The organism is Streptomyces sp. NPDC048389 (assembly GCF_040706335.1).
In the GTDB taxonomy this organism is placed as follows: Bacteria; Actinomycetota; Actinomycetes; order Streptomycetales; family Streptomycetaceae; genus Streptomyces.
Genome location: NZ_JBEZKP010000004.1, coordinates 158716 through 185061, shown reverse-complemented (window position 1 = coordinate 185061; position 26346 = coordinate 158716). Strand labels below are relative to the sequence as shown.

Sequence of the window (26346 nt, the reverse complement as noted above, 5' to 3'; positions counted from 1 at the left end):
GCCCCTGCCGTTCCCGCCCGGCCCCGCCCGTTCCCTCTCGCCCTGCCTGTCACGCCTGCCTCACCTGACTCGCCCGTCACGCCCATCACGCCCGTCACGCACAATGGATGGATGACCACCCTGCGGGCCGACTGCTCGAACTGCTTCGGGCTGTGCTGTGTCGCTCTGCCCTTCGCAGCCTCCGCCGACTTCGCGGTGAACAAGGACGCCGGCAAGCCCTGTGCCAACCTCCGTACGGACTTCGGCTGCGGCATCCACGACCGGCTCCGCGACAGCGGCTTTCCCGGCTGCACGGTCTACGACTGCTTCGGCGCCGGACAGCACGTCTCGCAGATCACCTTCGGCGGCACGAGCTGGCGGGACGCCCCGGCCACGTCCCGGCAGATGTTCGACGTCTTCCCCGTGGTCCGGCAGCTCCATGAGCTCCTCTGGTACGTCGAGGAGGCACTGACCCTGAGCGCCGCGCGCGAGGTGCACCCGGAGCTGCGGCGGCAACGGGACGTCGTCACCGACCTCACCCGGCTCGCCCCTGACGCCCTGGAGAAGACCGATGTGGCCGCCCACCGCCAGGAGGTGAACGTCCTCCTGCTGCGGGTGAGCGAACTGGTGCGGGCCCGGGTCAAGGGCCGGAAGAAGGACCGCAGGGGAGCGGACCTGATGGGCGCCCGACTCAGGAACGCCGACCTGCGGGGCGCCGGGCTGCGCGGCGCGTATCTGATAGCAGCCGACCTGACCGGCGCCGACCTGAGGTCGGCGGACCTCATAGGCGCCGACCTCAGGGACGCCGATCTGTCCGGCGCGGACCTGACCGGCTGCATCTTCCTCACCCAGCCGCAGCTCAACGCGGCCAGGGGCGACGCGGCCACCCGTATTCCGGACCGGCTGACCCGCCCCGCTCACTGGGCGTGAACGGGGCGGGCCGTGGTCGCGTCCCGCGCCCGGCCGCCGCCGTCGGTCCACTCCTGCGAAATACTGGCTGAGCTGCGGCAGTACCGGCCGCCGGAAGAGACTTTCACGACCAGGAAAGCGCGCGAGGGGTGCTGACGTGCACGAAAGCAGTACGGCGGATGCGGCGGACCCGAACGGCGGGAGTGGAGTGGACCCGGAATTCCTGGCGCTGGAGCGGGAGTTGGCCGTCTTTCTGCGCCGAGCAAGGGCGTCATCAGGCGAGATGGCCCGCGAGGTCCACCCAGAGCTCGAACCCGCCGCCTACGGGCTCTTCGTACGACTGGAGGAGACCGGGCAGCAGCGGGCGACCGAACTGGCCTCCTACTTCGGCGTCGGCAAGGCGACCATGAGCCGCCAACTGCGGGCCCTGGAGGACCTCGGCCTGGTCGCCCGCGAACCGGATCCCGCCGACGGCCGCGCGTCCCTCGTACGGCTCACGGACGAAGGAGTGGCCCGGTTCCGTCATGTGCGCGATGCCCGCCGCGACCGGTACCGGAGCAAGCTGGCCGGCTGGGATCGCGGCGAGGTCGCCGAACTGGCCCGCCTGCTCAATCGGCTCAACGCCCACGCAGAAGGCTGACGGGCCGCTGCGCGGCGCTTGGTTCCCCGCCCCGCCCCTTCCCGCTGCACCGGAATGCGGCTCCGCCGCGTGACGGGGCTCCTCCCCTCGGCCCGGCGGCCCGGGGTACCCCCACCGGACCCCCGCGCCGCGAACTCCCCCTACGGCTCGGCAGCCGCGGGTGGGGCCACCTCCCACGCCGCCAGAGCGTAGGGGAGTGCCTCCGGCGGGCTGGATTTCGCTGTGCGCAATCCGTCTGTCCGGCGTTTCAGGACACCGGCGAAGCGCGGCACCCGGCCCGGGCAGAGCCCGCCACGCGGAGGGGCCGCACGTCGGTACAGCGGGAAGAGGCGAGGAGAGGCGGGGGGAAGGGACGGGGAGGGGAGGAGGCGAGAAGGGGCGGGGAGGAGGACGGGCGGGGGAAGAGGAGAGGCGGGGGAAGGGACCAGGCGGCGGAAGGGGGACAGGCGGGGGGAAGGGACCAGGCGGCGGATCCACCGCCCGCCCTCACGTCACAGCTCCGCGTACACCACCGACGCGTCGTCGTGGAGCTTCCACCGGACAGCCGTCGTACGGGTCCGTGCCGCTGTCTCCAGTTCCCGCACCCGGTCGATCAGCCCCTGTGCCCCCTCCTTGCGCACCAGAGCCACGCACGCGGCCCAGTCGCCCTCGGCGAACATGTCCACCCAGCGCGAGGCACCGTCGGTGAGCGCGGCCACCGAGCGCACCTTGCGGCGCGGGACGCTGCCCGCAACCGCGCGCAGGGCCACCGACGGGTCCGCCGCCGCGGTGAAGAAGCCGCCCTCCGCGTTCCGCAGGGTGTCCGCCGAGGCGTGGGTCCGCAGCGCCTCGCGCGGCAGACGGTCCAGCCGGTCGTCCAGCACCGGGCGGACGGTGCCGTCGGGCGACTCCAGCAGCAGCGTCGAGTCCGAGAGCACCAGATACTCGGCGTGCTCGTCCGCTCCGCCCCACCGCGCCAGGACCACCGTCGCCTGGGGCGTACGCACGTGAGAAAGGTCACAGGTTCGGCGGTGGGCGTCCGCGGTGCGCCGGATTGCCTCCGCGAGGACGTCCCGAAGTGCCAGGTCGCGCCGCGAACCGGACAGTTCGACCAGAGCGCCGCCCAGCCGGGCGGTGAACCACGGCACCCCGTGCACGCATCCCGCATCACCGCTCGGCGGCGTCACGCCGTCGAGCGCCACCAGCGTGCCGCCCTGGCCCGAAGCGGGCAGGGCGACGGATACCCAGTCCTCGTTGGGGCGTTCGGGGGAGCCGGGCGAGGTGGCGAACTCGATGCGCATGGATCCAGTCTGCATGAGACCTTCACAAGGGCCTCACGGGGCGGTAGTTGCCGCGTACCGGCAGGTCAAGCAGGTGCTTCGCCCGGAATGGGCGGCTGTGCGAAGCTGCGGGCGGGCATCTTGCCAAAGGGTTGCCGGAAGGTCCAACCCGGGGGCGCCGCAGAGCCCTGCGACGCGCGCGCGGAAGTTGTTCGCCAACTCCTGAGTGTTGTTCACTCGTTCGGGTGGCGGAGCGGCCGATGCGCGCCTCCCTCCCGTAGGCACTGGAATGGTCGGAAGCCGTACCAGGGGTGGGGCTCTCGCGTGTGACCGGTCGTCATCTCTGCTTCAAGGGTGGACGAGTCAAGCAAGATTGCGAGCACCGGTGCAGATGAAGCGGCCTCGGGGCAACGGCGGCAGGCCCACTGGAACGCCGTCCACGGGAGCCCCGGGCGACCACCGGGCCCCGGCCTCTCCCCAACCGATCCCGGGCCCCCGTGATCAGGACGCAGCCGCGCAGGACCCAGCCGCGCACGAGACACCCGTGCAGAGCCCACCCGGGCAGGATGCAGCCGCCGTGCAGAGCAGCCCACCCGGGCAGGATGCAGCCGCCGTGCAGAGCCCACCTGCTGGGCGAGACGCAGTCGCAGCGCAGGGCCCGACCGCGCCCGGCCCGGTCCCGCACACCGCGGCCGCGCCGCCCTCGCAGGCCGCCGCCCAAGCGCAGCCGCCCGCGGGCCGCCCCCGTCGCGTGCGCAACCGGCTCGTCGCGGGTGTGGCGCTGACCGTCCTCCTCGTCGTCGGCGCCGGTGCCCCCGGCATCCTCGCGAGCTCCGCGGACCTGACCGAGTCGCAGCGGCTGGTCACCCTTGCCGCGCTCGACCGGCAGGCCGTCACCCTCGCCCACTCGCTCGCCGACGAGCGCGACGAGGTCACCGCGTACGTCGCCGCCGGCCGGGACGACCAGCAGGGCGAGCAGAAGGACCGCCGGAAGATCTCCGGCAGCCTCAGCGCCCGCGTCGACCGGCAGGTCGACGAGATGCGCGACGCCCTGGGCTCCGAGCGCGCGGACCTGCGCCACTCGCTGGCCTCCGTGCCCTCCGTCCGCCGCACCGCGCTCACCGGCAAGAGCACCGCGATCGAGGCCCACCTGGCCTACACCACCGTCATCTCCGCCCTGCACGCTCTCGCCGGGGAACTGGCCGACCGGACACCGTCCCGCGCCGCCGAGGGCACCCGGGCACCCGCCGAACTCGGACTCGCCGTAGAGCAGGCATCCGCCGCCCGCGGCCTGCTGCTCGCCGCGCTCGCCGTTCCGCAGCCGGACCCGGTGATCGGCTACGACCCGGTCACCGGCCTCCCCGTGGAGAACCCGGGCGAGGACTCCGGCACCGACGCCCGCACCCGCAACGCCCTCACCGCCGCCGCTCAGCAGGCCCGGGTACGCGAACTCGCCGCCCTCGCCGACTTCGACCAGGCCGCGGCGAAGACCGCCCGCGAGAAGGTCGCCGCCACCGTCACCGGCCCCGAGGTCAAGGCCGCGGAGAGCTACCTGGGCCGCCTCACCGACCAGCCCAGGCTCTCCGACACGGAACGCGGCACCGACCCCGCCGAACTGGAGACCGCGCTCACCGCCCGTATCGAACAGATGCGGGGCGCCGAGTCGTCCCTCGCCACGGAGCGGACCGAACGGTTCGCGCAGCTGCGCGACGACGACCTCACCGCACTCGAGATCCGCATCGCGCTCCTCGGCGGACTGGTCGTCGTCACCATCGGCGTGCTCGCCGCCGTCTCCCGTACGCTCACCCGCCCGCTCGCCGTTCTGCGCATCGGCGCGGCCAGGCTCGCCGACGCGCCCGCCCCGCAGACGGAGGCGCCGGTCCGCTTCACCGGCCGCAACGACGAGTTCGCCCAGGTCGTACGGTCGCTCAACGCCCTGCACGGCAAGCTTCGCGACCTCGGGGCACGGGCCGAGCGGCTGGAGGCGGAGCGCGGCGAACTCGCCGGTGCGCGCGAGGCGCTCGAGGCCGAAGTCGCCGCGGCCCGCCTGGAGCTGCGGCAGCGAACCGAGGAGATCGGCAGCGCACTCGACCGGCTGGGCCACACCGTCCGCCACACCTTCGTCAACCTCTCGCTGCGCACCCTCGGCCTCGTAGAACGACAGCTGGGCGTCATCGAGAAGCTGGAGGAGCGCGAGCAGGACCCGGAGCGCCTCGCCACCCTCTTCAAACTCGACCACATGGCCACGGTCATGCGCAGGCACAGCGAGAACCTGCTGGTCCTGGCCGGCACGGAGCACGGACACGGGCACGTAGGGCCCGTCCCGCTCGTCGACGTGCTGCGCGCCGCGGTGAGCGAGATCGAGCGCTACGAGCGGGTCGTCATTCAGTCCCTGCCGCCGCACGCCCAGGTCGCCGGCTTCGCCGCGGACGACCTCAGCCACCTGGTCGCCGAACTGCTGGAGAACGCCACCTCGTTCTCGCCGCCGGACGCCCAGGTCGAGTTGTCGGGGTGGCTCCTGGAGAGCGGGGAGGTCATGCTCTCCGTCCAGGACGCCGGCATCGGTATGACCGCGGGACGTATCGCGCAGATCAACGCCCGGCTCGAGGACCCGGAGTCGTACGAGACCGGGCCCCCGGCGGGCCGCGAGGCCGAAGGTCTCGGCCTGCGGGTCGCCGCGCTGCTGGCGGCGCGCCACGGCGTACGGATCCAGCTGCGCGAGCACCAGCAGGGCGGGATCACGGCGGTCGTCGTCGTGCCGCAGACCCTGCTGCCGACGGGGCCGCCGGCGACGGGCGGTCGCCAGGCGCCCGTACCGGGCGCGGCTCCCGCGCTGAACCTCCCGGGCTCGGTGGCCGAGGCCAACTCCAACGCACTGCCCGGCAGCGAACACCGCGCCGCACCGGCCCCGGCCGACCAGGACGCCGACCAGGACGCCGACCCGCCCCCGGAGGGCCGTGCCGACGCCCCGCCCCCGGAGGGCCGTGCCGACGCCCCGCCCCCGGAGGGCCGTGCCGACGCCCCGGCCGAGCCCGGCGTACCGGAGACAGCGGAGGCGGGTCCGGCCCCGGTCGAGCCGCCGGCTCCGGCAGCGGACGGGCCGCTCGCTCACGCGGACGCTTCTCCCGGCCCGGACATGGAGCACGCCCTCGAGCCGGGCCCGGCCGACGCCGCAGCGCCGGACCTGCTCGCGGCGGCTGCACCCGAGCCGGACGTGGACGTCGTGCCGGACTCGGACATGGAGCACGACGACGAGCCCACCCCGCCCCGTACGGCCCCGGCGCCGGACCCGTTCGTCGAGGCCGCCGAGCGGGCCGTAGCCGCCGCGGCGGAGCCGGACACGCGCGAGCGGGTGGCCGACGGAGAGCCGGTGACGGTCGGCGTCGACCAGGAGACGTTCGCGATGCGGCTCCCACCGCTGCCCGGGCCGGAAAGCGTCGGGTCGGAAAGCGCCGGGTCGGAAAGCGTCGGGTCGGAAAGCGCCGGGCCGGAGGCCCCCGAGAACCCGGTGGCCCCGGTGTCGCCCGCCGTCTGGGACCGCGTCACCGACAAGGGGCTGCCCAAGCGGACCCCGAAGTCCGTCACGCCCGCCACCGCCCCGACCGGGCGCACCGGGAGCGTCGACGCGGAGGCTCTGCGCCGCCGGCTCGGCGGCTTCCATCAGGGCGCGAAGGACGGCCGCCGGGACGCGGAGGCGGAGATCGCGGAGCTGACGGAAACGAGAACGGCGGAGACATCGGAGGCAGCGGAGACCACCGCGGCCGCCGAGAACGACGGACACGCACACACCGCAGCGGAAACGGGGGACACAGTCGAGGAGGTACGCAGTTGACTGCGACCGGCACGTTCGGCCTGAGCAGCGAGGCACGCAACCTTCAGTGGTTGCTGGGCAATCTGGTGGAGGAGGTACCAGGAGTCCGCTCGGTCGCCGTCGTCTCGTCCGACGGCCTGCTACTGCTCTCGTCCGACCCCGGACAGAACGCCGCCCAGGCTGCCGCCGTCGTCCCCCGTGAGGGCCCGAAGGGCTCCGCCGCCGACCTCGCCACGATCATCTCCGGGATCGGCAGCCTCACGATCGGCGCCGCGGGCCTGATGGACGGCGGAGGCGTCAAACAGACGATGGTCGCCATGGACGAGGGCAGCCTCTTCGTCATGTCGATCAGCGACGGCTCCCTGCTCGGAGTGCACGCCACGCCCGACTGCGACATGAGCATCGTCGCCTACCACATGGCCCTCTTCGTGGGCCGAGCCGGACACGTACTCACCCCCGAAGTCCGCAGCGAGCTGCGCAAATCGATGGAGAGCGGCCTGTGATGTCCGTCCCCAATCTGCCCGTCCGCGGTGACGGCAAACGCCCCGCCCGGGTCCGTCCGTACTCCCTCACCGGCGGCCGCACCCGCTTCGGGCACGTGCTGCTGGTCGAGACGTTCGTCGCCGCGCTGGAGGCGCCGCCCGAGCACGGCGAGACGGGGGTACCCCCTCGCCGAAGGCTGAAGGGGAGCCGTGAGCTGCCCGGCGGCAACCTCGCCTCGCGCGTCATGCCCGAGCTGCGGGCGATCGTCGAGCTGTGCCGCCGGATGCGCACCGTCGCCGAGATCTCGGCGCTGCTCAAGATGCCGCTGGGCGTCGTCCGGGTGCTCCTCAGCGACCTGGCGGACCAGGGAAAGATCCGCGTGTACGGGAGCGGTCACGGCACCGGCCGGCCCGACCGCGCACTGCTCGAAAGGGTGCTGAGTGGACTCCGCCGCCTCTGACATGCTCCTCGACCCGCCTCGGACCGGCGCCGGGACCGAGCCCGAAGAGCCGCCGCAGCCGTGGCAGTTGGACACGACCCGCGCCCCCACCGCGACGAAGATAGTCGTCGCGGGCGGTTTCGGCGTCGGCAAGACGACGTTCGTCGGCTCCGTCTCCGAGATCACGCCGCTGACGACAGAGGCGCTGATGACCCGCGCCAGCGAGGACACCGACGACCTCACCGCCACGCCGGACAAGGTCACCACGACCGTGGCCATGGACTTCGGCCGGGTCACACTCGACGACGACCTGGTGCTGTACGTCTTCGGCACGCCCGGCCAGCAGCGGTTCTGGTTCATGTGGGACGACCTGGTGCGCGGGGCGATCGGCGCGGTCGTGCTCGCCGACACCCGGCGGCTGCCGGACTGCTTCCCCGCGCTCGACTACTTCGAGAGCTGCGGGCTGCCGTACATCGTCGCCGTCAACCACTTCGAGGGGACGACCGCCTATGAGCCGGAGGACGTACGGGAGGCTCTGACGGTGCCGCCGCACGTACCGGTGGTGATCATGGATGCCCGTCACCGGATCACGGTGGTCGAGTCCCTGCTGGCGCTGGTCGCGCACGCCCTCGAAGCCACCCCCGAATAGCCTCCCGGGACCGGGATGCCGGGACCCCGACGCGGGACCGGGACGCCGGAACCACGACGCCGGGATCCCGACGCCGGAACCACGACGCAGAACCACGGAGAACCCCGCCATGCGGAAGATACTCATAGTCGGAGCAGGTCAGTCCGGCCTCCAGCTCGCCCTGGGCCTCCAGTCGCAGGGCTACGACGTCACCCTGATGTCCAACCGCACGGCGGACGAGATCCGGTCCGGCCGGGTCATGTCCACCCAGTGCATGTTCCACACCGCGCTCCAGCACGAGCGTGACCTCGGCATCAACTTCTGGGAGTCGCAGGCACCCAGGATCGAGGGCCTCGGAGTCTCCGTCGCCGCTCCCGACTCGAGCCGCGCGGTCGACTGGGTCGGCAGGCTGGACGGCTACGCGCAGTCCGTCGACCAGCGCGTGAAGATGGCCGGCTGGATGGAGACCTTCGCTCAGCGCGGCGGACAACTCGTCATCCACGGCGCGGCCGTCTCCGACCTCGACTACTTCTCCCGCGCCTACGACCTGGTGCTGGTGTCGGCCGGCAAGGGCGAGCTGGTCTCGATGTTCGGCCGGGACGCGTCCCGCTCGCCGTACACGGAGCCGCAGCGCGCGCTCGCCGTCGCCTATGTGCACGGCCTCGGCCCGCGCCCCGAGCACCCCGACTACGACGCGGTGCGCTGCAACCTGGTGCCGGGCGTCGGCGAGCTGTTCGTCATGCCGACGTTCACCACGTCCGGCCGCGCCGACATCCTCTTCTGGGAGGGCGTTCCGGGCGGACCGCTCGACGCCTTCAAGGGCGTCAAGGACCCGGCGGAGCACCTGTCGCTGACGCTGGAGCTGATGGAGAAGTTCACACCCTGGGAGTACGCGAGGGCCACCAGGGTCGAACTGACCGACGCCGGCGGCACACTTGCCGGACGATACGCCCCGACCGTCCGCAACCCGATCGGCCGGCTCCCCGGCGGTGGGCTGGTCCTCGGTGTCGCGGACGTCGTCGTCGCCAACGACCCGATCACCGGCCAGGGCTCCAACTCGGCGTCCAAGTGCGCGGCCTCGTACCTCGCGTCGATCACCGAGCACGGGGACAGGCCGTTCGACGAGCAGTGGATGCAGGGCACGTTCGACCGGTACTGGGAGACGGCGCAGCACGTCACCAAGTGGACGAACGCGATGCTCGGTGTGCCGCCGGAGCACGTGCTCAACCTGATCGGCGCGGCCGGTGGGCTCCAGCCGGTCGCGGACCGGTTCGCGAACGGCTTCAACGACCCGTCGGACTTCGAGAACTTCTTCTACGACCCGGAGAAGACCGGCGCCTACCTGGCGTCCGTCTCCGGCGTCTGACCGCCGGCCTCGGCCTCCGCCTCGTCCGGGCCGTCCGCCGCCACGCCGGGCGGCAGCTCGGGCGGGGCGTACGAAGCCGTGCCCTGCGCGGCCAGGGCGGTGAGCTGGTCGGTGGAGAGCGAGGCGAGCAGCCCTTCGGCGGAGCGCAGCCGGGCCGTGGCCCGGTCGCGTGCCTGCTTCTTCCGGGCGGCGAGCACCATTTCCCGGTCCAGGGCCCTGCGGGCGGCGGCCGCCAGTTCTCGGGACCGCTTCTCGCCGGCCTCCAGCCGTGCCATGGCCGCCAGGCGGCCGGTTGACGCACGCTCGATGAGGTGCCCCTGGTCCAGGACGCGTTGCGGGTCGCGGGCCAGCAGCAGCTCCAGGTACGCGGAGAGCTCGGACGTGCCCTGGTACTGCTCGCGCGCGATCCGGCCCGCCTCTGCGCGGCTCAGCGCGAGCGCGCCGCGTGCCGCGGCGAGCTCCTTGTTCAGCCGCGCGGTCTCGGTGCGCTGGGCTCGCAGGGCGCCCTCGGTGCTCCGATAGGTCTCACCGGCGGCCTCGGCCTGCCGGTACAGCTCGCGCAACCGGGTCAGCACGCCGCTCACGCCGGAGGCGGCGGTGAGTTCGCCGAGCGAGAGCGGCGAGCCAGGAGCGGAGCCCGCGCCTTCGGCGGCGAACCGCTCCATGACGGCGTCCCCGATCTCGCCGAGCACCCTGTCGACGGCACCCTGCCGGGCTCCGGGCTCCGGCCCTTCCGCCGCCGCGGGCAGTGTCGTCGCCGTCGCGGCGACGACGAGCGCGCCCACGCACACGGCCCGCATCACGCAACTGCCTGACACCCGATCACCTCCGGCCGTACGGACGGTCCCTCCGCCCGCACCCGAGGCTGCGTGGCGCCCCCGTGTACGGCGACCGGAGCTGCGCACCCCGGCGCAACCCGGTCACTCGCCCGGTCACGATCCCCGCCCACCCGGCGCGTCTCCTTGCGCCCCGGCACCGAGCCCCGGCGCCGAGCCCCGGCACCGAGCCGCGGCGCCGAGCGCGCTCGCATCACGGGCCGGACACTCAGCCGCCGGGAAGGTCGCCGGCCACTCCCGGGAAGGGCGCCTGCCACTCAGCCGCCGGGAAGGTCGCCGGTCACCGTCGTGGGGCGCCGGCCCCGCTCCTACGCCGCGCCGCCCCCCGGCTTGGACCACGGCCACTTCAGTTCGCGGCGTTCCACGCCACCGGGGGCGTACTCGTACTTCCAGCCGCGCTGGAGTCCGAGCCGTTTGGTGTAGCCGGAGGGGACGCGGCGGTAGGCGTGGACGGTGGGCGGGGTGCCGTCGTCGTTCGGGACGGGGACCTTGTACCACTTCGGGGGGTGGCCGGTGGGGCCCACCAGTACGGGCAGCACGCGGCCGTCGAGGGGGCCGCCCTCGAAGGGGGTGTTCTCGCTTTTCACCGGACCAGTCTCACAGCAGGTGCGCCGCGCCGCCGACGACGGGCCCGAGCCTTTGCACCAGCGTGCCGACGGGGCCGTCCGCCGTCTCCTGCGCGAGCAGGTTGGCGACCACGGCCGCCGTCTCCTCGTCGGTCGCGGCCGTCGCGGTGAGCAGCGCGACCAGATGGTCGACGAGCCATTCGCGCAGCTCGTCCGCGGCCGGCTGCTTGTCCTCGTCCAGCCAGATCAGCGACGCGGCCTCGACCGACGCGATCCAGGTGCGGACCATCATCCCGAGGCGCGGTCCGGGCCGGTGCACCCCGAGGTGGACGAGGATCTGTTCGGCCGCCGCCCGCCGCACCTCGTCGACGATCGCGGTCGTACGGGAGGTCTCCGCGACGCTTCCGCCGCGCAGCAGCGCGCTGAACCCGGCGTCGTGCTCGTCGACGAAGACGAGGTAGCGGTCCAGCACGCGGGTCAGCCGCTCGGTGGGCGGACCGGTCTGCGGTTCCGCGAAGCACTGCCGCAGCCGGTCGGCGGCGGACCGCAGGGCCGCCTCGTACAGCTGCTGCTTGCCGCCGGCGAAGTACCGGTAGACGAGCGGCCTCGACACCCCGGCCGCCTCCGCCACGTCGTCGAGGGAGATCTCCTCCGGCGGTCGGTGCGCGAAGAGGGTGAGCGCCGCCGCGAGCAGTTGCTCGCGGCGCTCTTCGACGCTGAGCCGTCGGTAGGCGCGGGTGGCGGGAGCGGGACCGGTCATGCTCCGCAGCGTAACCGGAGGGTGCGCGGCACCTGTCATGTGATCACGCGAGGAGGCCGGAACTCTTCCACAGCCTGCGGCCGGGGCCGCGCAGTACGCCGATGTCGTCCAGGAAGTCGGTGAGCCGGCGGGCGCCGGTCTGCATGACCTCACGGCGGTGCCCGCTGGCCTTGACCTGGGCGACGGCGTCGCGGCGGTCCAGGCCGACGTTCTCGTACACCTGCGGGTTGACGAAGCAGACGCTGAAGACACGGGCCGCCTCGCCGCAGCTGAGCCGGGTGAACTCCTGCTCCCAGCGCGGCGCGGTCACCATCTGGCGGCGCAGCTCCTCGCGGGCGTACCGCACATGACGGGCCTCCTCGACGACATGGATGCGGGTGACACCGCGCACCAGCGTCTGCACCCGCTCGTCGGGGAAGGTCAGGCGCTGCATCCAGTCGAGGATCTCCTCTCCGAGCAGGGTCGCGGCGAACGAGCCGGGTGTGGTGGAGACCGTCTTCAGCACACGTGCCATGTTGTGGTAGATCCGCGGCACCGGGTACGAGGGGGCCCCGCCCTTCTCGATCATCCTGGCGAACATCATCGAGTGCCGGCACTCGTCGGCGATCTCGGTGAGTGCGTAGCGGACGTGTTTGCTGGTCACCGACTTGTCGTAGATGTGGCGCACCAGCAGCTGCATCAGGATGATCTCGAACCAGATCCCGAGCGAGGCGAGCGAGGCGGCCTCGTGCCGGGCGAGGTCCATCCGCTGTTCCTCGGACATCCTCCGCCAGAGCGGGGTGTCGTAGAGGGAGACCAGCTCCGGGGGCCAGAACCATTTGCCGTCCTCGACCGGTGCCTCCCAGTCGAGTTCCTTGTCGGGATCGAAGGAGTGTTTGGCCGAGGACTCGAGCAGGCGTGCGGCGACCTGTTCGCGGTCCCGTAGCGGGCCGAGGGCGTCGCGGAGCAGCTGCACGTCGCGGTCGGTCACTGTCGTCATGGCTGAGGGCACCTCGCGAGTGGGGGTCACCGGCTTCTTCAGTTATGAGACTCCCTGTCAGTAACCTCGTCAATCCCCCGTGCACGACTTGTTGACTCCTCGTCTACCAGCGTGTGAGCCTGCCAACTGTCCTTGTGCACAAGGGATACGAGGCGAAGGAGCCGCCGGTGTCGAGTCAGGACCGCTATACGAAAGCCCCCTCGGAGCCGATCTGGCAGATCCCCGCCACCGGCTCCGCCCGCTTCAGCTGGGAGTACGAAGAGGGGCGTGAACGCCTCCTCGCCCTTTACCAGAAGGGCAAGGACAAGCAGTGGGACGGTGCCAAGCGCATCGACTGGGACCTGGAGGTCGACCCGTACGACCCGCTGGGCACCCCCGACGAGGCGCTCACCCTGTACGGCACCCGCCACTGGGCGAAGATGACCGAACGGGACAAGGGGGAACTGCGCAAGCACTACACGTCCTGGCAGTTCAGCCAGTTCCTCCACGGCGAGCAGGGCGCCATGGTCTGCGCGGCGCGGATCGTCGAGTCCGTCCCCGACCTCGACGCCAAGTTCTACTCCGCGACCCAGACCATGGACGAGGCGCGGCACGCCGAGATCTACGGCCGCTTCCTGCACGAGAAGGTCGGGATGCTCTACCCGGTCAACGACAATCTGCGGGCCCTGCTCGGGGACACCCTGCGCGACTCCCGCTGGGACATGCCCTACCTCGGTATGCAGGTGCTCATCGAGGGCCTGGCGCTCGCCGCCTTCGGCATGATCCGCGACACCACGACCAAGCCGCTGCCCAAGCGGATCCTCGCGTACATCATGCAGGACGAGGCCCGGCACGTGGCCTTCGGGCGGATGGCGCTGCGCGACCACTACCGGCAGCTGACCGACGCGGAACTGCGCGAACGCGAGGAGTTCGTGATCGAGGGCTGCTATCTGATGCGCGACCGGCTGCGCGGCATCGAGGTCCTGGAGAACTTCGGTCTCTCGGCGGCGGAGGCGGAGGCGTACTCCGAGCAGTCCGAGTTCCTGCACCTCTTCCGCAAGCTGCTCTTCAGCCGGATCGTGCCCTGCGTCAAGGACATCGGCCTGTGGGGCGAGCGGCTGCAGAAGGCGTATCTCGACATGGGCGTCTTCGAGATGGGCGACGCCAGTCTCGACCTGCTGATGGCCCAGGACGAGGAGATCGCGGAAGCGCTCGACCGGGAGCGGTTCGCGGCCGAGGAGCGGGAACGGGTCGCGGAGGTGGCGCAGGCCGTCGCGGACGGGGCGGTGGAGACGCCGTAGGCGGGCCTGCCGCCTTGACGGCCCCGGGCGATGCCGTCAAGGCGCGGTTGTCGATCACTCCTTCGAGTCGGGCGTCCGGCGTTCCGGCTGGGTGGGCTTGATCTCCCAGGCAGACGCCGTCGCATGGGAGCAACCATGAGTGCCGCACGCGAGTACGGGCTGGGCGAGGACTACCAGTGGCCCCGTCCGCCGGTCGACGGCCGGACCGCGGACTACCTGGAGAGGCTTCCGAATCTTCCTCCGCACACGGAGCTGATCGACGGGAGTCTTGTCTTGACGAGTCCGCGGACCCGGTTCCACAGTCGCACCATGCGCCTGCTGGAGAACGCGCTCATGGAGCAGGCGCCGGATCACCTGGAGGCCATCAGGGAGATGACCGTCAAGCTGGACCGGCGGAACAGGCCCGAGCCGGACGTCCTCGTGGTCCCGGTGGACGCGGACGAGGGCCCCGCCAGACCTGGTTCCGCCCGGAGGACGTCGTGCTCGCCGTAGACGTGGTCTCGGCCGACTCGGTCGAGCGTGACCGGGAGGTCAAGCCGAACAAGTACGCCCGGGCGGGCGTCCCGCACTTCTGGCGGGTCGAGGAGGACGAGGGGCTCCCTGTCGTGTACGTGTACGAGCTCGACCCGGCAGTCCGGGCTTATGCGCTGACGGGGATCCACCACAAGAAACTGGTCCTCGACCTGCCGTTCCCGATCGGCATCGATCTGACGGCGGTCAACCGCCGCCGCTGATCACGCCCCCGGCGCCGGGAACGGCTTCCGCAGCGTGAACGCGTACTGCGTCGGGCCGTGTTCGCGTACGTGCAGCAGGCGTTCCTCCGCCTCCGCGACCGTCGGCCGGTGGCCGGCCGGGACCCACCACATCGTCGTCATGACCTCGTGCATCCGCTCGAAGAACTCGTAGCGGCGCGCCAGCAGCTCCCGGTGCATGCCCTGGTACATGAAGGCCGTCAGGGCGTTGTTGTCCCGCCACACGGACATGTTGACCAGCATCCACTCGTCGCCGAAGATCCGCAGGTCCGTCGCGTCGCCGGCCTCCGTCTTCAGGCGCCAGACGAAGCCGTCGGCGGCGTCCGCCACCGCGTTGACGGGCTCCAAATTGTCGGCGAAGTCCTTCAACTGCGGCGAGTCCAGCGGGGCCTTGAGGCGGCCTATGTTCACCTGGGCGAGTTCGTAGGAGGTCATGGACGCACGGTAATCAGATGCTCCTGTGCCGTGGCGGCGATTTCGACCAGTGAGACGTCCGTCCCCCGGGCCGTCACCAGCTGGAGCCCGACGGGGCAGCCGTCGCCGGTGAAACCGGCGGGGACGCTGGCCGCCGGGTGGCCGCTCAGGTTGAACGTCCACGTCAGGGCCGTCGAGTAGACGTCGTGGCCGGGCCCGTCGTGACCGTGCGGGCGGTTGGGGGTGGCCGGGGTCAGCAGGACGTCCGCGCCGGCGAACAGCGCGTCCAGCCGGAGGTCGTTCTCCGCGCGTACCTCCGCGCCCCGCTCCGGCCGGCCGCTCCGTACCGCCGACCACGCGCCGGCGGGATCGAGCAGCGCCGGACGGGCGTCGGCGAGCCGTACGACACCGGCCGACTCCAGCCGTTCCACCGCCGCCAGCGCGACCGCCGCCACCTCCGGTTCCGTGTTCGCGAAGCCGAGGTCCGCCGACCACACCGCGCGCAGCGGAAGCTTCGGCGCCACCGGCTCGTAGGTGTCCAGGATGCGGCGCAGAGCGGCCCGCGCGTCGGCCGCCGACGCCGCCAGCACGCCGGCCGACGCCAGGCCGGTACGGTCGGGCGACGGCAGCAGCCCGTTCGTCGTCTTCAGCCCGAACACACCGCACCACGCCGCCGGGACCCGCACGGAGCCGGCCCCGTCACTGCCGGTGGCGAGGCCCACCATGCCCGCCGCGACCGCCGCCGCGGAGCCCGCGGAGGAGCCGCCGGGTGTGCGGTCCGCCCGCCAGGGGTTGCGGGTCGGCCCGTACGCGCCGAGCCCCCAGGTCTGCCAGTACGTGCCGGGCCCGGGTACCGAGGTCGAGCCGACCGCCACCGCGCCCGCGGCGGTCAGCCGCCGGGCCGCGTACGACCGGATGCCCGAGGGGCCCTTGACGGCGAACGGGACTCCCGCGAGAGGGAGTCGCGGGTCGGTGCGGCGCTCCTGGGCGAGGGCTTCGGCGCCCCACACGTCGGTGAAGGCGCTCACGCCGGGGTCGAGGCGCCCGATGGCCTCCAGTGTCGCCGCGATGTTCATGGCGTCCAGAGTGCCGCCTCCATCACGGCCCGCGCGACGGGTGCCGCGCTGCCCCCGCCGCTGATGTCCTCCCGCAGGGCGGTCGCGTCCTCCACGACGACGGCGACGGCGACGGCGGGCTGGGCCGCGTCATGGGCGTGGGCCCACCCGATGAACCAGGCATAGGGCAGCCCGGAGTTGTCGATGCCGTGCTGGGCGGTGCCGGTCTTGCCGCCGACGGTGGCGCCGTCGATCGCCGCGTTCTCCCCGGTGCCCTTCTCGACGACCCGCACCATCAGGTCGCGCACCCGCTGGGCGGTGACCGGCGTCATCGCCTCCCGGTAGCCGCGCGGGCCGTTCTGCGCCACCAGGTCGCCGTTCGCCCTGGTGACGTGGTCCACCAGGTAGGGGTGCCGGATGTCGCCACCGTTGGCCACGGCCGCCGCCACCATCGCCATCTGGAGGGGTGTGGCCGTCGTGTTGAACTGGCCGATCGAGGACAGGGCCAGCTGGTCGGGGGACATGTCGGTGTCGAAGTTGGAGGCGGTCACGCCGGTGGGGATGCGCAGCGCCGGGTCGTTGAAGCCGAACCCGCGGGCGGTGGCGACCATGTCCGCGAGCCCGACGCGCGCCCCCAGGTTCGCCATCACGCTGTTGCACGACCACTGGACGGCGTCGGCCAGGGAGGCGTTCTCGCACCCCTTCGTGGCGTTGGGCATCGGTGTGCGGGTGTTCGGCAGCAGATACGGCTCCGGGGTGCGGGTCGGGGCGTCCACGTCGTCGACGACGCCCGCCTCCAGCGCCGCCGCGGCCGTCACGATCTTGAACGCCGAGCCGGGCGGATACGTCTGGCGGATCGCGCGGTTCAGCATCGGCTGCGCCTCGGCGGCGTTCAGGCGGGACCAGGCCCGGGAGACCTCCGGCCCGGTGCCGGACAGCAGACCGGGGTCGTAGGAGGGGCTGCTGACCAGCGCCAGGATCTTGCCCGTCGCCGGTTCGACCGCCGCCACGGCGCCCCGCCTGCCGCCCAGACCGCGGTACGCGGCCTCCTGCGCCGCCGCCTTGATGGTGGTGGCGACGTCGCCGCCGGGCGGGCGGCTGCGGCTGAGGTCGTTCCACAGGGGCAGCGGCGCGAGCATCGGGTCGGTGCCGCTGAGGACCGGGTCCTCCGTGTGTTCGACGAACGAGGTGCCGTACGTCTGCGAGGCGTAGCCCGTCACCGGGGCGTACAGCGGGCCGTCGCGGTAGGTCCGCTCGTACCGCAGTTGCTCGCCGGTGTCCTCGGAGGCGGTGACGGGTTTCCCGTCGACGAGGATGTCGCCGCGCGGCTGGGCGTAACGGGCGATGGCGGCACGGCGGTCGGCCGGTTCCGCGCCGAGCCCGGGGGCCTCGACGATCTGCACACGGCCGGCGTTGACCAGCAGGGCGAGCAGCAGCAGCAGGCACAGGCCGGCGGCGTGCCGGATGGTGCGGGTCACTGCCGCACCGCCTCGGCCGGCGCGATGACGCCTGCCTCCACGGGCACGGGCAGCGGTGCGCGGGCCGAGTGGCTGAGCCGGATCAGCAGCGCCACGATGACCCAGTTGGTGACCACGGAGGAGCCGCCCTGCGCGAGGAACGGCATCGCCATACCGGTCAGCGGGATCAGCCCCGTCACGCCGCCCGCGATGACGAAGACCTGGAGCGCGACGATCGAGGAGAGCCCGACCGCGAGGAGGCTGCCGAACGGATCACGCAGGCCGAGTCCGGTGCTCAGCCCGCGCGCCACCAGAAGCGCGTAGAGCAGGAAGATCGCGCTCAGGCCGGCCAGTCCCAGCTCCTCTCCGGCGGTGGCGAGGATGAAGTCCGACTTGGTGGCGAAGCCGATCAGGACCGAGTGGCCGAGCCCCAGGCCGGTGCCGAGCACACCCCCGGCGGCGAAGGCGAACAGGGACTGCGCCAGCTGGCCGGGGCCCTGTCCGGCCTCGATGCTGGCGTACGGGTTCAGCCAGTCCTCGACCCGGCTGTGGACGTGTGGCTCGAGCGAGCCGACGGCGAACGCCCCGGCCGCCGCCAGCACCAGCCCGACGGCGATCCAGCCGATCCGGCCCGTCGCCACGTACAGCATGACGACGAACAGCCCGAAGAAGAGGAGCGAGGTGCCGAGGTCCCGCTCCAGCACCAGTACACCGACGCTGACCAGCCACACCGCGACGACCGGTCCGAGCACCCGCCCGGTGGGCAGTTGCAGTCCGCGGATCAGCCGGCTCGCGTGCGAGAGGGCGCCCCGGTTCGCGGCGAGGTATGCGGCGAAGAAGACGGCCAGCAGGACCTTGGCGAACTCCCCCGGCTGGAAGGAGAGTTGCCCGATCCGGATCCAGATCCTGGCGCCGTTGACCGCGGGGAAGAAGATCGGGGCGCAGAGCAGGGCGAGCGCGGCCGTGACGCTGACGTAGGCGTACCGCGCCAGGACCCGGTGGTCGCGCAGCAGGACGACGGCGCCGATGAACAGGGCGACGCCGAAGGTGGACCAGACGAGCTGGGCGGGGGCCGCCCGGTTGAGCGGGGTCTCCAGGTCGAGGCGGTAGATCAGCACCAGGCCCAGGCCGTTGAGGAGGACCGCGATGGGCAGCAGCAGCGGGTCGGCGTAGGGCGCGCACAGCCGGACGGCCAGATGGGCGACAAGGGCCAGGACGCCGAGCCCCGCCCCGTAGCCGGCGACGTCCGGCGGCACGGCGCCGTTCCTGGCGAGACCGACGGCGACATAGCCGTGGACGCAGATCAGGACGGCGCAGACGAGGAGCGACAGCTCGACGCCCCGGCGCTTCGGCGGACGCGGCCCGGGGCCCGGCTCGTGCGGCGAAGTCCCCGCCGTCGTTGCGGTCATGCCACGCAACGTAGCAAGCGGCGACTTGCTTTGCCCCTTTATGTCATAGTGTGCCGACGTCGAACGGACGGACCGTCATGAACATTCGGTGCCGTCCTCAACGCTGGTAGGGGTGCTGCCCCGGCTGCTGCGCGTGGCCGGTCGGCTGCCCGCCCTGGAGCCCCTGCCCGCCGCCGGCCTGGAGCTGGAGCTGCTCCGCCTGCTCGGCGGTGATCTGCTGCTCCGCGCCGCAGAAAGTGCACTGCGTGGCGTACTTCGTCGAGAAGGGGAACAGCGGCACGAAGAACAGCGTGAACTTGCTGACCCGCTTCCTGAGGGTGTGCGCCGACGGATTGCCGCAGTGGCCGCACACCAGCGTCAGTATCGCCAGCTGGTGGATGTATCCCTTGGTACCGAAAATGATCATGCTGTCGGGTCCTCCCCGTCGATGGTGCGTCCGTTGACCGCCGGCCGGTCACGGCCCGCGGTGGACCGCCTGCCGGCACAGGGCCAGCAGCCTCTCGTCCTCCACGATGTCACGACTGTCCGCCACGCTCTCGTTCCCGTTGTGACGCCGGGCGGACAGCAGTTCGCGGTCGACCAGCCGCTGCGCCCCCTGCGCACCCGCCGTGGACAGGTCCGCCAGGCACGCCGCGGCCGACATCCGGGTGCGCGGCATCGTCTCCCAGGCCGCGCGCAGCACCGGCCACGCCTGCTCGGGGTCCTCGGTGACCCGCCACAGCGCGACCGCCGCCCGTACCCGCGTCCACGGCTCCATCGACCGCAGCAGCCTTGCCAGCTGCGGCGCGGCGGCCGCACCGGCCGTGCCCATCGTGCCGAGCACCGAGGCCGCCGACCGCCGGGCCGCCTGCTCGGGCGTGTTCAGCACCGCGCACAGCACCGGCAGCACCGCGTCCCGGTCGCCCTCTATCGCCCACAGGGCGCCCGCGGTCCGCGCGGCGAGCGCCGGCGGTAAGGCCGCCCCGGCGGGGGAGAGGTGCGCCGCGGAGTCGGCCCCCTGCCCGTAACCCGCCTCGTGCAGCAGCCCCCACAGGTACGGAACGGCCTCGCCGGCCGCCGGCCCGAAGGCCGTGAGCGTCCGCACGGCCGATCCGACCACCCCCTCGCGCCGCTCGCCCGTCGCCCCCTGCAGCACCCGCAGCACGGCAGGCACCGACTCGGCCGCCGCGGCACCCGGGCCCAGTACGGACAGCCCGTGCAGCAGCGGCTCCACCCGGTCGGCCAGCCGGTCGTCCAGCTCGAGCGCCGCCAGCCGCTCACGCAGCGCCGGGGCGAGCGGTGCGGCGGCCCTGCCCAGCTCGTCCAGCGAGTGCCCCAGATCCCCCGGCGCCTCCGCCCGCTGCAGGATCTCCGCCAGTACGGGCACCACCCGCGCGTCGCCCGCCCGCGCCAGCGCCACGATCGCGGGGCAGAGCGTCGGCGGCCCGTCCTGCCATCTGCGCACCCAGGTGGACGGCTCCGCCGCCACCCGCTGCGCCAGCGCGTCCGCCGCCGGCACCGCGAGGCCGAACAGCTCCTTGAGCGTGTACGCCGCCCCCATGGCGAGCTGCGGTTCCGGATCCGCGAGCTGCTCGCCGAGCAGGCCGACCAGCTCCCCGTACGCACCCCGCCACGTCCGCAGCAGCGCGCTGCTCATCCGTACCGCGTCGACCCGCTGCGCCCGGTCCGGGCTGCACAGCTGGTCGGCCAGCAGCGCTATCCGGTCGTCCACCCGGTCGCCGAGCCCGTCGTGGAGCGTCCGCAGCAGGTCCGCCGTCCACGGGGCCGCGCGGTGGGCCGAGGTGTCGCCGGCCCGCACCTGCCACAGCTGGCCGAGCAGCGTCGCAGAGGGGAGCCCGTCGGCGGCCGGGGCCGACGCCACCGGCTGGGTGCGCAGCTCCCGCAGCAGACCCGTCACCCCCGGTACGACATCGGACGGCAGCGCACCGGGCGCGCAGCGGGCCAGCTGCGCGAGTGCCGCGAGCCGCAGCCCCGCGCCGTACGCCGTCCGGGACAGGGCGGTCAGCAGGTCCACCACCTCCGGCAGCAGGCCCCGGTGCCGCAGCGCTATCCGGCCGGCGGCCTCCAGGCACGCCAGCCGCACCTCCGTGTCACGTTCCGCGTCCAGCCGTGCGCGCAGCAGGCGCAGCACCCTGACCGGATCGCTGTGCAGGGTGGCCAGCGCGAGCGGCGCCGCGAGCCGCACCCCGGGGTCCGGATCGTCCAGCAGGCCGAGGAAGACGTCCGCCCCGGCCGTGACCGCCGACGCCGCCATGGCGTAGTTCGCGGCGTCCTCGAACTCCTCGTCCTCCGGGTCCAGTTCGTCGCCGTCCAGATCGATGCCGCCGATACTGGTCAGCAGCTCGACGATGCAGCCCCGGTCCAGCACCGCGGGATCGGCCACCAGCTCCATCAGGAACGGGATGCACGCCAGCGTCGAGTCGTACACGTCCCCCTGGTGGTGCACGGCCCCGTACATTCCGTCGAGCGCGTGCTCGCGCTCGGCCGGATCCGCGGAGGCGAGTCCGCGCAGCAGCTCCGGCACATCGTCGGCCGGGCCGTAGGCATGCTCCAGCGAGGCCCACTCGACCTCGTCGATTCCCGCGAACACGACTGTCCCCCTCCCAAGAAACCTTGGGTCTCCAAGCAAACTTCGGGTCTCGACCCTTGTGTCTGGGGGAAGTGTGCCCCAAGGAGCCGACATCCTGACCGGTAACCGGCGGGGTTGTCCGGGGGTTGTTGAATCCCGGCCTGTTGCCGCCGTAGCGGGCGGCTGTTCCCATGGGCGGTGGGTGATGGTGATGGAGCGACTGAGGGTGACGCCGGCCCGAGTCCAGGGCAGGGACCGGCTCGTGGTGACCCTCCCCGACGGCCGCGCCGTCGCCTGGTGCGAGCGCGACACCGGACGGGTCGCGCTCCTCCTCGACGACCGTCGCGACGCCGTGCTGGAGGCGCTCGCCCCGTTCACGGCGGGCGAGCTCACCGTGGGGCCGCCGCCCGTGCCCACCCGGGCGGAACTGGCGCGTCTCGCGCTGCCCCCGGACGACGATCTGGCTCCCAACCGGCCCGGCGAGGCGCTCCTCACGGACCTCGAACGCAGGCCGCCGGCCACGCTGCGGCTGATGCGGCGCGATGCGCGGCGTTCGGATCTCGCCGCGCAGCAGCGGCTCGGCGAAGCGCTCGACGAGCTGGAACCGGCGGGCTGGCGCGTCCTGCACGCCGTGCCGCTGCCGGGTGGCGACCACATCGACCAGCTGGCCGTCGGCCCGGGCGGCGTGCTCGCTCTGCACGCGTTCGCGGCCGACGGGACGCGGGTGCGGGTCGGTGAACGTCCGGTCCGCGGCGGCCGGGGCGCGGTCTGCGACGTGACGCCGACACGCCGCCGTGCCGAACGGGCCGCGCACGTACTGGCCGCCGCGGTCCGGCCGGTCCTGGTCGTCGTCGGCGCGGCCCGGCTGGACGCCGCGTCGGCACCTGGTGACATCCGGATCCTGCGGGACGACGAGGTGCCGGCACTGGCCCGGCTCGGCGGGGTCCTCAAGCCCGCGGACATCGAGTCCCTGTACGCGGCGGCCCGGGACCGCCGTACCTGGCTCGGGGCGTGACCCGGGGTGGCCGGGGCCGTCGTGCCTGGCTCGGGGCGTGATCCCGGGCGGCCGGGTCCAGTGCCGGCTGCCGCCCCGACCGGGCCTGAGCCGGGCCGCTCAGCGCAGGTGGTCGCCCCAGCCGCCCTGCATCATCGTCTGGAACGCCCACGTCCCGTTCCGCCTGATCAGGATGTCCGCGTACCGCAGTTGCCGGGTCCGCCCGTCCACGGTCATGGCCGAGTCGGTGAAGACGACGGCCATCGCGGCGGAGAGGAACACCGGTGTCCGCACCGACTCGAACGTGATGTCGCCGTCACCGTCGCCCATCACCCGGCTCATGGTCTCGGTGAACTGCTCGCGGTCCCACTGGGCGGAGGCGCCGTTGCCCGCGGAGTCGTCGCTGATCAGGTTGAGCGGGAAGACGGCCATGTCCGCCATGCGCTCGACGTCGCGTGCGGCGCTGTGCGCGTCGTAGACGGCGAACCACTCCTGGATGCCGGCCAGCTCTTCGGCGCTCGGGATGTGTCCGGTGTCGGGCAGAAACGTCACTCTGTCTCCTCGTCGTGCCGGGTAAGGCCCGGCTGCTCGGTCCTGGAAGGTAGTGCCCGGCCCCGAGAGTAGTCAAACTTGATTAATCGACTGCCGGTCGATCGAGATCCTCCGGCAGTCTCAGCCGCACCACCGTCGTCACCGTGTGCCGCGTGGTGCCCAGCTCCACCTCCGCCGTCACCCCCGGCTCGACCGTCCGGTACTCCACCTCGCCGATCCCGGTCGCGATCGCCGTCCCGCTCGCGCCGCTCACCCGCCCCGCCAGCAGGGCGGACGCCTCGGTCCGCAGCGCGGGCGGCAGAGGGCTGGACACCACCGGTGTGTCGTCGTCGGGGAGTACCACGGCCAGGGCGCCGGGCCTGGCCGGAGCGCCGGTGAAGCCGACGACGGCCGCGTCGTGCGTACGGGTGTGCCGGAGCTTGCGCCAGAGCCGCACCCCGCCCCGATAGCTCTGGTCCAGTCGTTTGACCACCAGGCCCTCGACACCGATCGCCGGCAGGCTCTCGTACCAGCCCACCGCCTCCGCCGGGTCGAGCGTCATCGGCACCGGCTGCAGCGGCGGCCCCAGCGGCCCCGCCACCGCCACCAGCCGCGCCCGCCGCTTCTCGTAGGCGAGTGGCCGCAGGTCCTCGCCCGCCTCCGCCAGCAGGTCGAAAGCGGCGTACGAGGCGGGCAGGGAGCGGGCGAGGGCGGGCGCCCGCCCCGGTGTGGCGGCCGCGCGCTTCTGTACGGCGGCGAAGTCGGTCCGCCCGTCGCGCCACACCACGACCTCGCCGTCGAGCACCGTGCCGTCGCGCAGCTGCCGCGCGGCGGCGGCGAGGTCGGGGAAGGCGGCCGTGACGATCCGCCCGGAACGCGCCTGGAGCAGCACCTCGCCGTCGATACGGAAGATCACCATGCGGTGCCCGTCGAACTTGGGCTCGTAGGCCAGGCCGCTACCGCGCGGCAGGGCGTTCACCGGCTCGGCGAGCGCGACCCTCAGGGGCGGCCGGGGCAGTGTCACGGCAGGTGCCCGGCCCTGTCGCCGTCGTCGAGCGGGGCGAACAGGTCCCCGTACCGCTCGAGCCGGGGGGCGATGTCGGAGAGCCCGAGGGCGAGCCCCGCCCCGTCCGCGCGGCCCTCCTCCACCTCCTCCCAGGTCACCGGGGCCGAAACGGCCGGCTCCGTGCGCGCCCGCAGGGTGTACGGAGTCGCGGTGGTCTTCGCGGCGGCGTTCTGGCTGTGGTCGACGAAGACCTTCCCGGGCCGCAGCGCCCGGGCCATCCGGTGCAGGACCAGTTTCGGCAGGGCGGCCTCCCCCTCGACGGCCAGCGACTTCGCGTAGGCCGAGACCTGCTCGGAGGGGGTCGGCTCCAGCGGCACGGCCAGATGCAGTCCCTTGGATCCGGACGTTTTGGCGTACGCGTCGAGGCCGTCCCGGGCGAGCCGGTCACGCAGCCACAGGGCGACCTCGCAGCACTCGGCGACACCGGCGGGCGCGCCCGGGTCCAGGTCGAACACCATGCGGTCCGCGACGGCCGGCCGGCCGGCCCGCCACTGCGGGGTGTGGAACTCCACCACCAGGTTGGCCGCCCAGACGAGCGAGGGCAGGTCGTCGACCACGACCTGGCGCGCCTTCGGGTCCTCCGAGCGGGGGACCGGTGCGGTGCGCACCCAGTCCGGCGTGCCGGGCGGCGGGTTCTTGGTGAAGAAGACCTGTCCGTCGGGGCCGTCCGGATAGCGCAGGAACGAGACGGGGCGGTCCTTGAGGTGGGGCAGGATCGCCTCGGCCGTGACGGCGTAGTAGTGCACGATCTCGCCCTTGGTGGTCCCGGTGGCGGGGTGGATGACCTTCTCCAGGTTGGTGAGCGTCAGGCGCCGCCCCTCCACCTCTGTGATCGGCGTCATACGATGAGAATCCCACGATTCCCGGCATTCCGGATGAAAGGGATGAAACGTGCGATCCATCTGGAACGGCGCGATCTCCTTCGGGCTGGTCAGCATCCCGGTCAAGCTGGTCAACGCCACGGAGAACCACTCCGTCTCGTTCCGCCAGATCCACGCGGCCGACGGCGGCCGGATCCGCTACCGCAAGGTGTGCGAGCTGGAGGAGAAGGAGGTGACGCAGGACGAGATCGGCAAGGCGTACGAGGACGCGGACGGGTCGATGATCCCGATCACGGACGAGGACCTCGCCGCCCTCCCGCTGCCGACCGCCAGGACGATCGAGATCGTCGCCTTCGTGCCGGCCTCCGAGATCGACCCGCTCCAGATGGACACGGCCTACTACCTCTCGGCCAACGGCGCACCGGCCGCCAAGCCGTACACCCTGCTGCGCGAGGCCCTGGGGCGCAGCAACCGCGTCGCCATCGCCAAGTTCGCGTTGCGCGGCCGGGAACGGCTCGGCATGCTCCGGGTCGTCGACGACGTGATCGCCATGCACGGGCTGCTGTGGCCCGACGAGATCAGGGAGCCGGAAGGCGTGGCCCCGCAGAGCGACGTGAAGGTGCGGGAGGCCGAACTGGACCTGGCTGATGCCCTGATGGCCACCCTCGGCGAGGTCGACGTCGAGTCGCTGCACGACGACTACCGCGATGCGCTCGAGGCCATGATCGCCGCGAAGGTGGAGGGCGGCGGCGCGGCCGCAGAGCCGGCTCCGGCGGAACACGAGGGCGGCAAGGTCATCGACCTGATGGCGGCGCTGGAGAGCAGTGTGCGGGCTGCCCGGGAGTCGCGCGGCGACGGGACGGAGGAGCCCGCCCGCGACGAGGCGCAGGTGACCCCGATCAAGGGGCGGCGCTCCGAGGCAGCTCGGAAGGGGCCGGGCGGCAAGAAGTCGACGTCCACGGCGAAGAAGTCCGCGGCAGGGCACACGGCGGGCAAGCCGACGTCCACGGCGGCCAAGAAGTCCTCGTCCCGGTCCGCCCCGAAGACCGCCTCGAAGTCGGGTTCGAAGTCCACCGCGAAGTCGGCGTCCTCTTCGTCTTCCTCGTCCTCCTCGACGGCGAAGAAGTCCACCGCGAAGAAGTCCACCGCGAAGAAGACGGCACCGAGAAAGCGCTCCTCGGCGTGAACGGCGGAACCCCCAGGCGGCTCGCGCGCCGGTGCGTGCGGCCGGCCGAGATGGCGCTGAGGCCGGTACGACGGGGCGCGGCGCAGCGCCGGCGTCCCGACCCCGGATCCGGGCCCGGCCGGCCCGGCGGGTCCGACCGGCCCAGGAGGAGCAGGAG

24 protein-coding genes and 1 pseudogene are annotated in these 26346 nt (G+C 72.7%); 11 read left to right on the top strand and 14 right to left on the bottom strand.

The genetic code is table 11. The annotated features are described in order from the left end of the window. The first annotated feature begins 111 nt into the window (after window positions 1–111). Window positions 112–909, top strand: coding sequence for a pentapeptide repeat-containing protein (locus AB0903_RS05130; protein ID WP_366699137.1), 798 nt, complete (start codon window positions 112–114; stop codon window positions 907–909). A gap of 136 nt (window positions 910–1045) precedes the next feature. Beyond that, complete coding sequence (locus AB0903_RS05125; protein WP_366699135.1) at window positions 1046–1528, top strand: MarR family transcriptional regulator; 483 nt, start codon at window positions 1046–1048, stop codon at window positions 1526–1528. A gap of 491 nt (window positions 1529–2019) precedes the next feature. On the opposite strand, the gene AB0903_RS05120 is transcribed toward AB0903_RS05125, so the two are convergent. After that, on the bottom strand, window positions 2020–2808 hold the full coding sequence (locus AB0903_RS05120; protein WP_366699133.1) for a hypothetical protein: 789 nt from the start codon (window positions 2806–2808) through the stop codon (window positions 2020–2022). Window positions 2809–3538: 730 nt separating this feature from the next. Here AB0903_RS05120 and AB0903_RS05115 point away from each other — a divergent pair. From AB0903_RS05115 to AB0903_RS05095, 5 genes are all read left to right on the top strand, one after another. Next, a complete protein-coding gene (locus AB0903_RS05115) occupies window positions 3539–6619 on the top strand; it encodes a nitrate- and nitrite sensing domain-containing protein (RefSeq protein ID WP_366699131.1) in 3081 nt (1026 codons plus the stop codon). Next, window positions 6616–7101 carry a roadblock/LC7 domain-containing protein gene (locus AB0903_RS05110; RefSeq protein ID WP_366699129.1) on the top strand — a complete coding sequence of 162 codons (486 nt, stop codon included), beginning with the start codon at window positions 6616–6618 and terminating at the stop codon, window positions 7099–7101. The genes AB0903_RS05115 and AB0903_RS05110 overlap by 4 nt, the downstream gene beginning before the upstream one ends. After that, window positions 7101–7541, top strand: a complete 441-nt coding sequence (locus AB0903_RS05105; RefSeq protein WP_366699127.1) for a DUF742 domain-containing protein — start codon at window positions 7101–7103, stop codon at window positions 7539–7541. Before AB0903_RS05110 ends, AB0903_RS05105 begins: the two co-directional genes overlap by 1 nt. Next, the gene (locus AB0903_RS05100; protein ID WP_366699125.1) at window positions 7522–8169 is read left to right on the top strand and encodes an ATP/GTP-binding protein; all 648 of its coding nucleotides are present in this window, start codon (window positions 7522–7524) and stop codon (window positions 8167–8169) included. The genes AB0903_RS05105 and AB0903_RS05100 overlap by 20 nt, the downstream gene beginning before the upstream one ends. 109 nt (window positions 8170–8278) lie before the next feature. Next, complete coding sequence (locus AB0903_RS05095; RefSeq protein WP_366699124.1) at window positions 8279–9514, top strand: styrene monooxygenase/indole monooxygenase family protein; 1236 nt, start codon at window positions 8279–8281, stop codon at window positions 9512–9514. Here the strand turns inward: AB0903_RS05095 and AB0903_RS05090 are convergent. From AB0903_RS05090 to AB0903_RS05075, 4 genes are all read right to left on the bottom strand, one after another. Next, a complete protein-coding gene (locus tag AB0903_RS05090) occupies window positions 9487–10332 on the bottom strand; it encodes a hypothetical protein (protein ID WP_366699122.1) in 846 nt (281 codons plus the stop codon). The two genes, AB0903_RS05095 and AB0903_RS05090, sit on opposite strands and share 28 nt — an antisense overlap. Window positions 10333–10658: 326 nt before the next feature. Next, window positions 10659–10937, bottom strand: coding sequence for a hypothetical protein (locus AB0903_RS05085; RefSeq protein WP_366699120.1), 279 nt, complete (start codon window positions 10935–10937; stop codon window positions 10659–10661). Window positions 10938–10947: 10 nt separating this feature from the next. Continuing rightward, complete coding sequence (locus tag AB0903_RS05080; RefSeq protein ID WP_366699118.1) at window positions 10948–11676, bottom strand: TetR/AcrR family transcriptional regulator; 729 nt, start codon at window positions 11674–11676, stop codon at window positions 10948–10950. Between the two features lie 43 nt (window positions 11677–11719). Further along, on the bottom strand, window positions 11720–12655 hold the full coding sequence (locus AB0903_RS05075; protein WP_366699116.1) for a diiron oxygenase: 936 nt from the start codon (window positions 12653–12655) through the stop codon (window positions 11720–11722). A gap of 167 nt (window positions 12656–12822) precedes the next feature. Here AB0903_RS05075 and AB0903_RS05070 point away from each other — a divergent pair, with 167 nt between their 5' ends. Together AB0903_RS05070 and AB0903_RS05065 are read left to right on the top strand one after the other, a co-directional pair. Then, the gene (locus AB0903_RS05070) at window positions 12823–13935 is read left to right on the top strand and encodes a ferritin-like domain-containing protein (protein WP_366699114.1); all 1113 of its coding nucleotides are present in this window, start codon (window positions 12823–12825) and stop codon (window positions 13933–13935) included. Between the two features lie 135 nt (window positions 13936–14070). Then, window positions 14071–14669, top strand: a pseudogene (locus AB0903_RS05065) (Uma2 family endonuclease). Here the strand turns inward: AB0903_RS05065 and AB0903_RS05060 are convergent. From AB0903_RS05060 to AB0903_RS05035, 6 genes are all read right to left on the bottom strand, one after another. Further along, the gene (locus AB0903_RS05060; protein WP_366699113.1) at window positions 14670–15122 is read right to left on the bottom strand and encodes a DUF3291 domain-containing protein; all 453 of its coding nucleotides are present in this window, start codon (window positions 15120–15122) and stop codon (window positions 14670–14672) included. It lies immediately after the preceding pseudogene. After that, window positions 15119–16177 carry an amidase gene (locus tag AB0903_RS05055; protein WP_366699111.1) on the bottom strand — a complete coding sequence of 353 codons (1059 nt, stop codon included), beginning with the start codon at window positions 16175–16177 and terminating at the stop codon, window positions 15119–15121. Before AB0903_RS05055 ends, AB0903_RS05060 begins: the two co-directional genes overlap by 4 nt. After that, a complete protein-coding gene (locus AB0903_RS05050) occupies window positions 16174–17634 on the bottom strand; it encodes a penicillin-binding transpeptidase domain-containing protein (RefSeq protein WP_366699109.1) in 1461 nt (486 codons plus the stop codon). Before AB0903_RS05050 ends, AB0903_RS05055 begins: the two co-directional genes overlap by 4 nt. Next, window positions 17631–19022, bottom strand: a complete 1392-nt coding sequence (locus AB0903_RS05045; RefSeq protein WP_366699107.1) for an FtsW/RodA/SpoVE family cell cycle protein — start codon at window positions 19020–19022, stop codon at window positions 17631–17633. The genes AB0903_RS05050 and AB0903_RS05045 overlap by 4 nt, the downstream gene beginning before the upstream one ends. Before the next feature lie 97 nt (window positions 19023–19119). Continuing rightward, on the bottom strand, window positions 19120–19428 hold the full coding sequence (locus AB0903_RS05040) for a zinc-ribbon domain-containing protein (protein ID WP_366699105.1): 309 nt from the start codon (window positions 19426–19428) through the stop codon (window positions 19120–19122). Between the two features lie 48 nt (window positions 19429–19476). Beyond that, a complete protein-coding gene (locus AB0903_RS05035) occupies window positions 19477–21612 on the bottom strand; it encodes a PBS lyase (protein ID WP_366699104.1) in 2136 nt (711 codons plus the stop codon). Between the two features lie 190 nt (window positions 21613–21802). Here AB0903_RS05035 and AB0903_RS05030 point away from each other — a divergent pair, with 190 nt between their 5' ends. Beyond that, window positions 21803–22606 (top strand): NERD domain-containing protein, encoded by an 804-nt coding sequence (locus tag AB0903_RS05030; RefSeq protein WP_366699103.1) that lies wholly within the window; start codon window positions 21803–21805, stop codon window positions 22604–22606. A gap of 99 nt (window positions 22607–22705) precedes the next feature. On the opposite strand, the gene AB0903_RS05025 is transcribed toward AB0903_RS05030, so the two are convergent. The 3 genes from AB0903_RS05025 to ligD form a co-directional block, all read right to left on the bottom strand. Next, on the bottom strand, window positions 22706–23137 hold the full coding sequence (locus tag AB0903_RS05025; protein ID WP_366699102.1) for a nuclear transport factor 2 family protein: 432 nt from the start codon (window positions 23135–23137) through the stop codon (window positions 22706–22708). An 82-nt stretch (window positions 23138–23219) separates the two neighbouring features. Next, entirely contained in the window at window positions 23220–24140 is a 921-nt protein-coding gene (locus AB0903_RS05020; protein ID WP_366699100.1) for an ATP-dependent DNA ligase, read from the bottom strand. Next, window positions 24137–25024, bottom strand: coding sequence for a non-homologous end-joining DNA ligase (ligD, locus tag AB0903_RS05015; RefSeq protein WP_366699098.1), 888 nt, complete (start codon window positions 25022–25024; stop codon window positions 24137–24139). The genes AB0903_RS05020 and ligD overlap by 4 nt, the downstream gene beginning before the upstream one ends. A 49-nt stretch (window positions 25025–25073) precedes the next feature. Here ligD and AB0903_RS05010 point away from each other — a divergent pair, with 49 nt between their 5' ends. After that, window positions 25074–26189 (top strand): Ku protein, encoded by a 1116-nt coding sequence (locus AB0903_RS05010; RefSeq protein ID WP_366699096.1) that lies wholly within the window; start codon window positions 25074–25076, stop codon window positions 26187–26189. Window positions 26190–26346 lie beyond the last annotated feature (157 nt).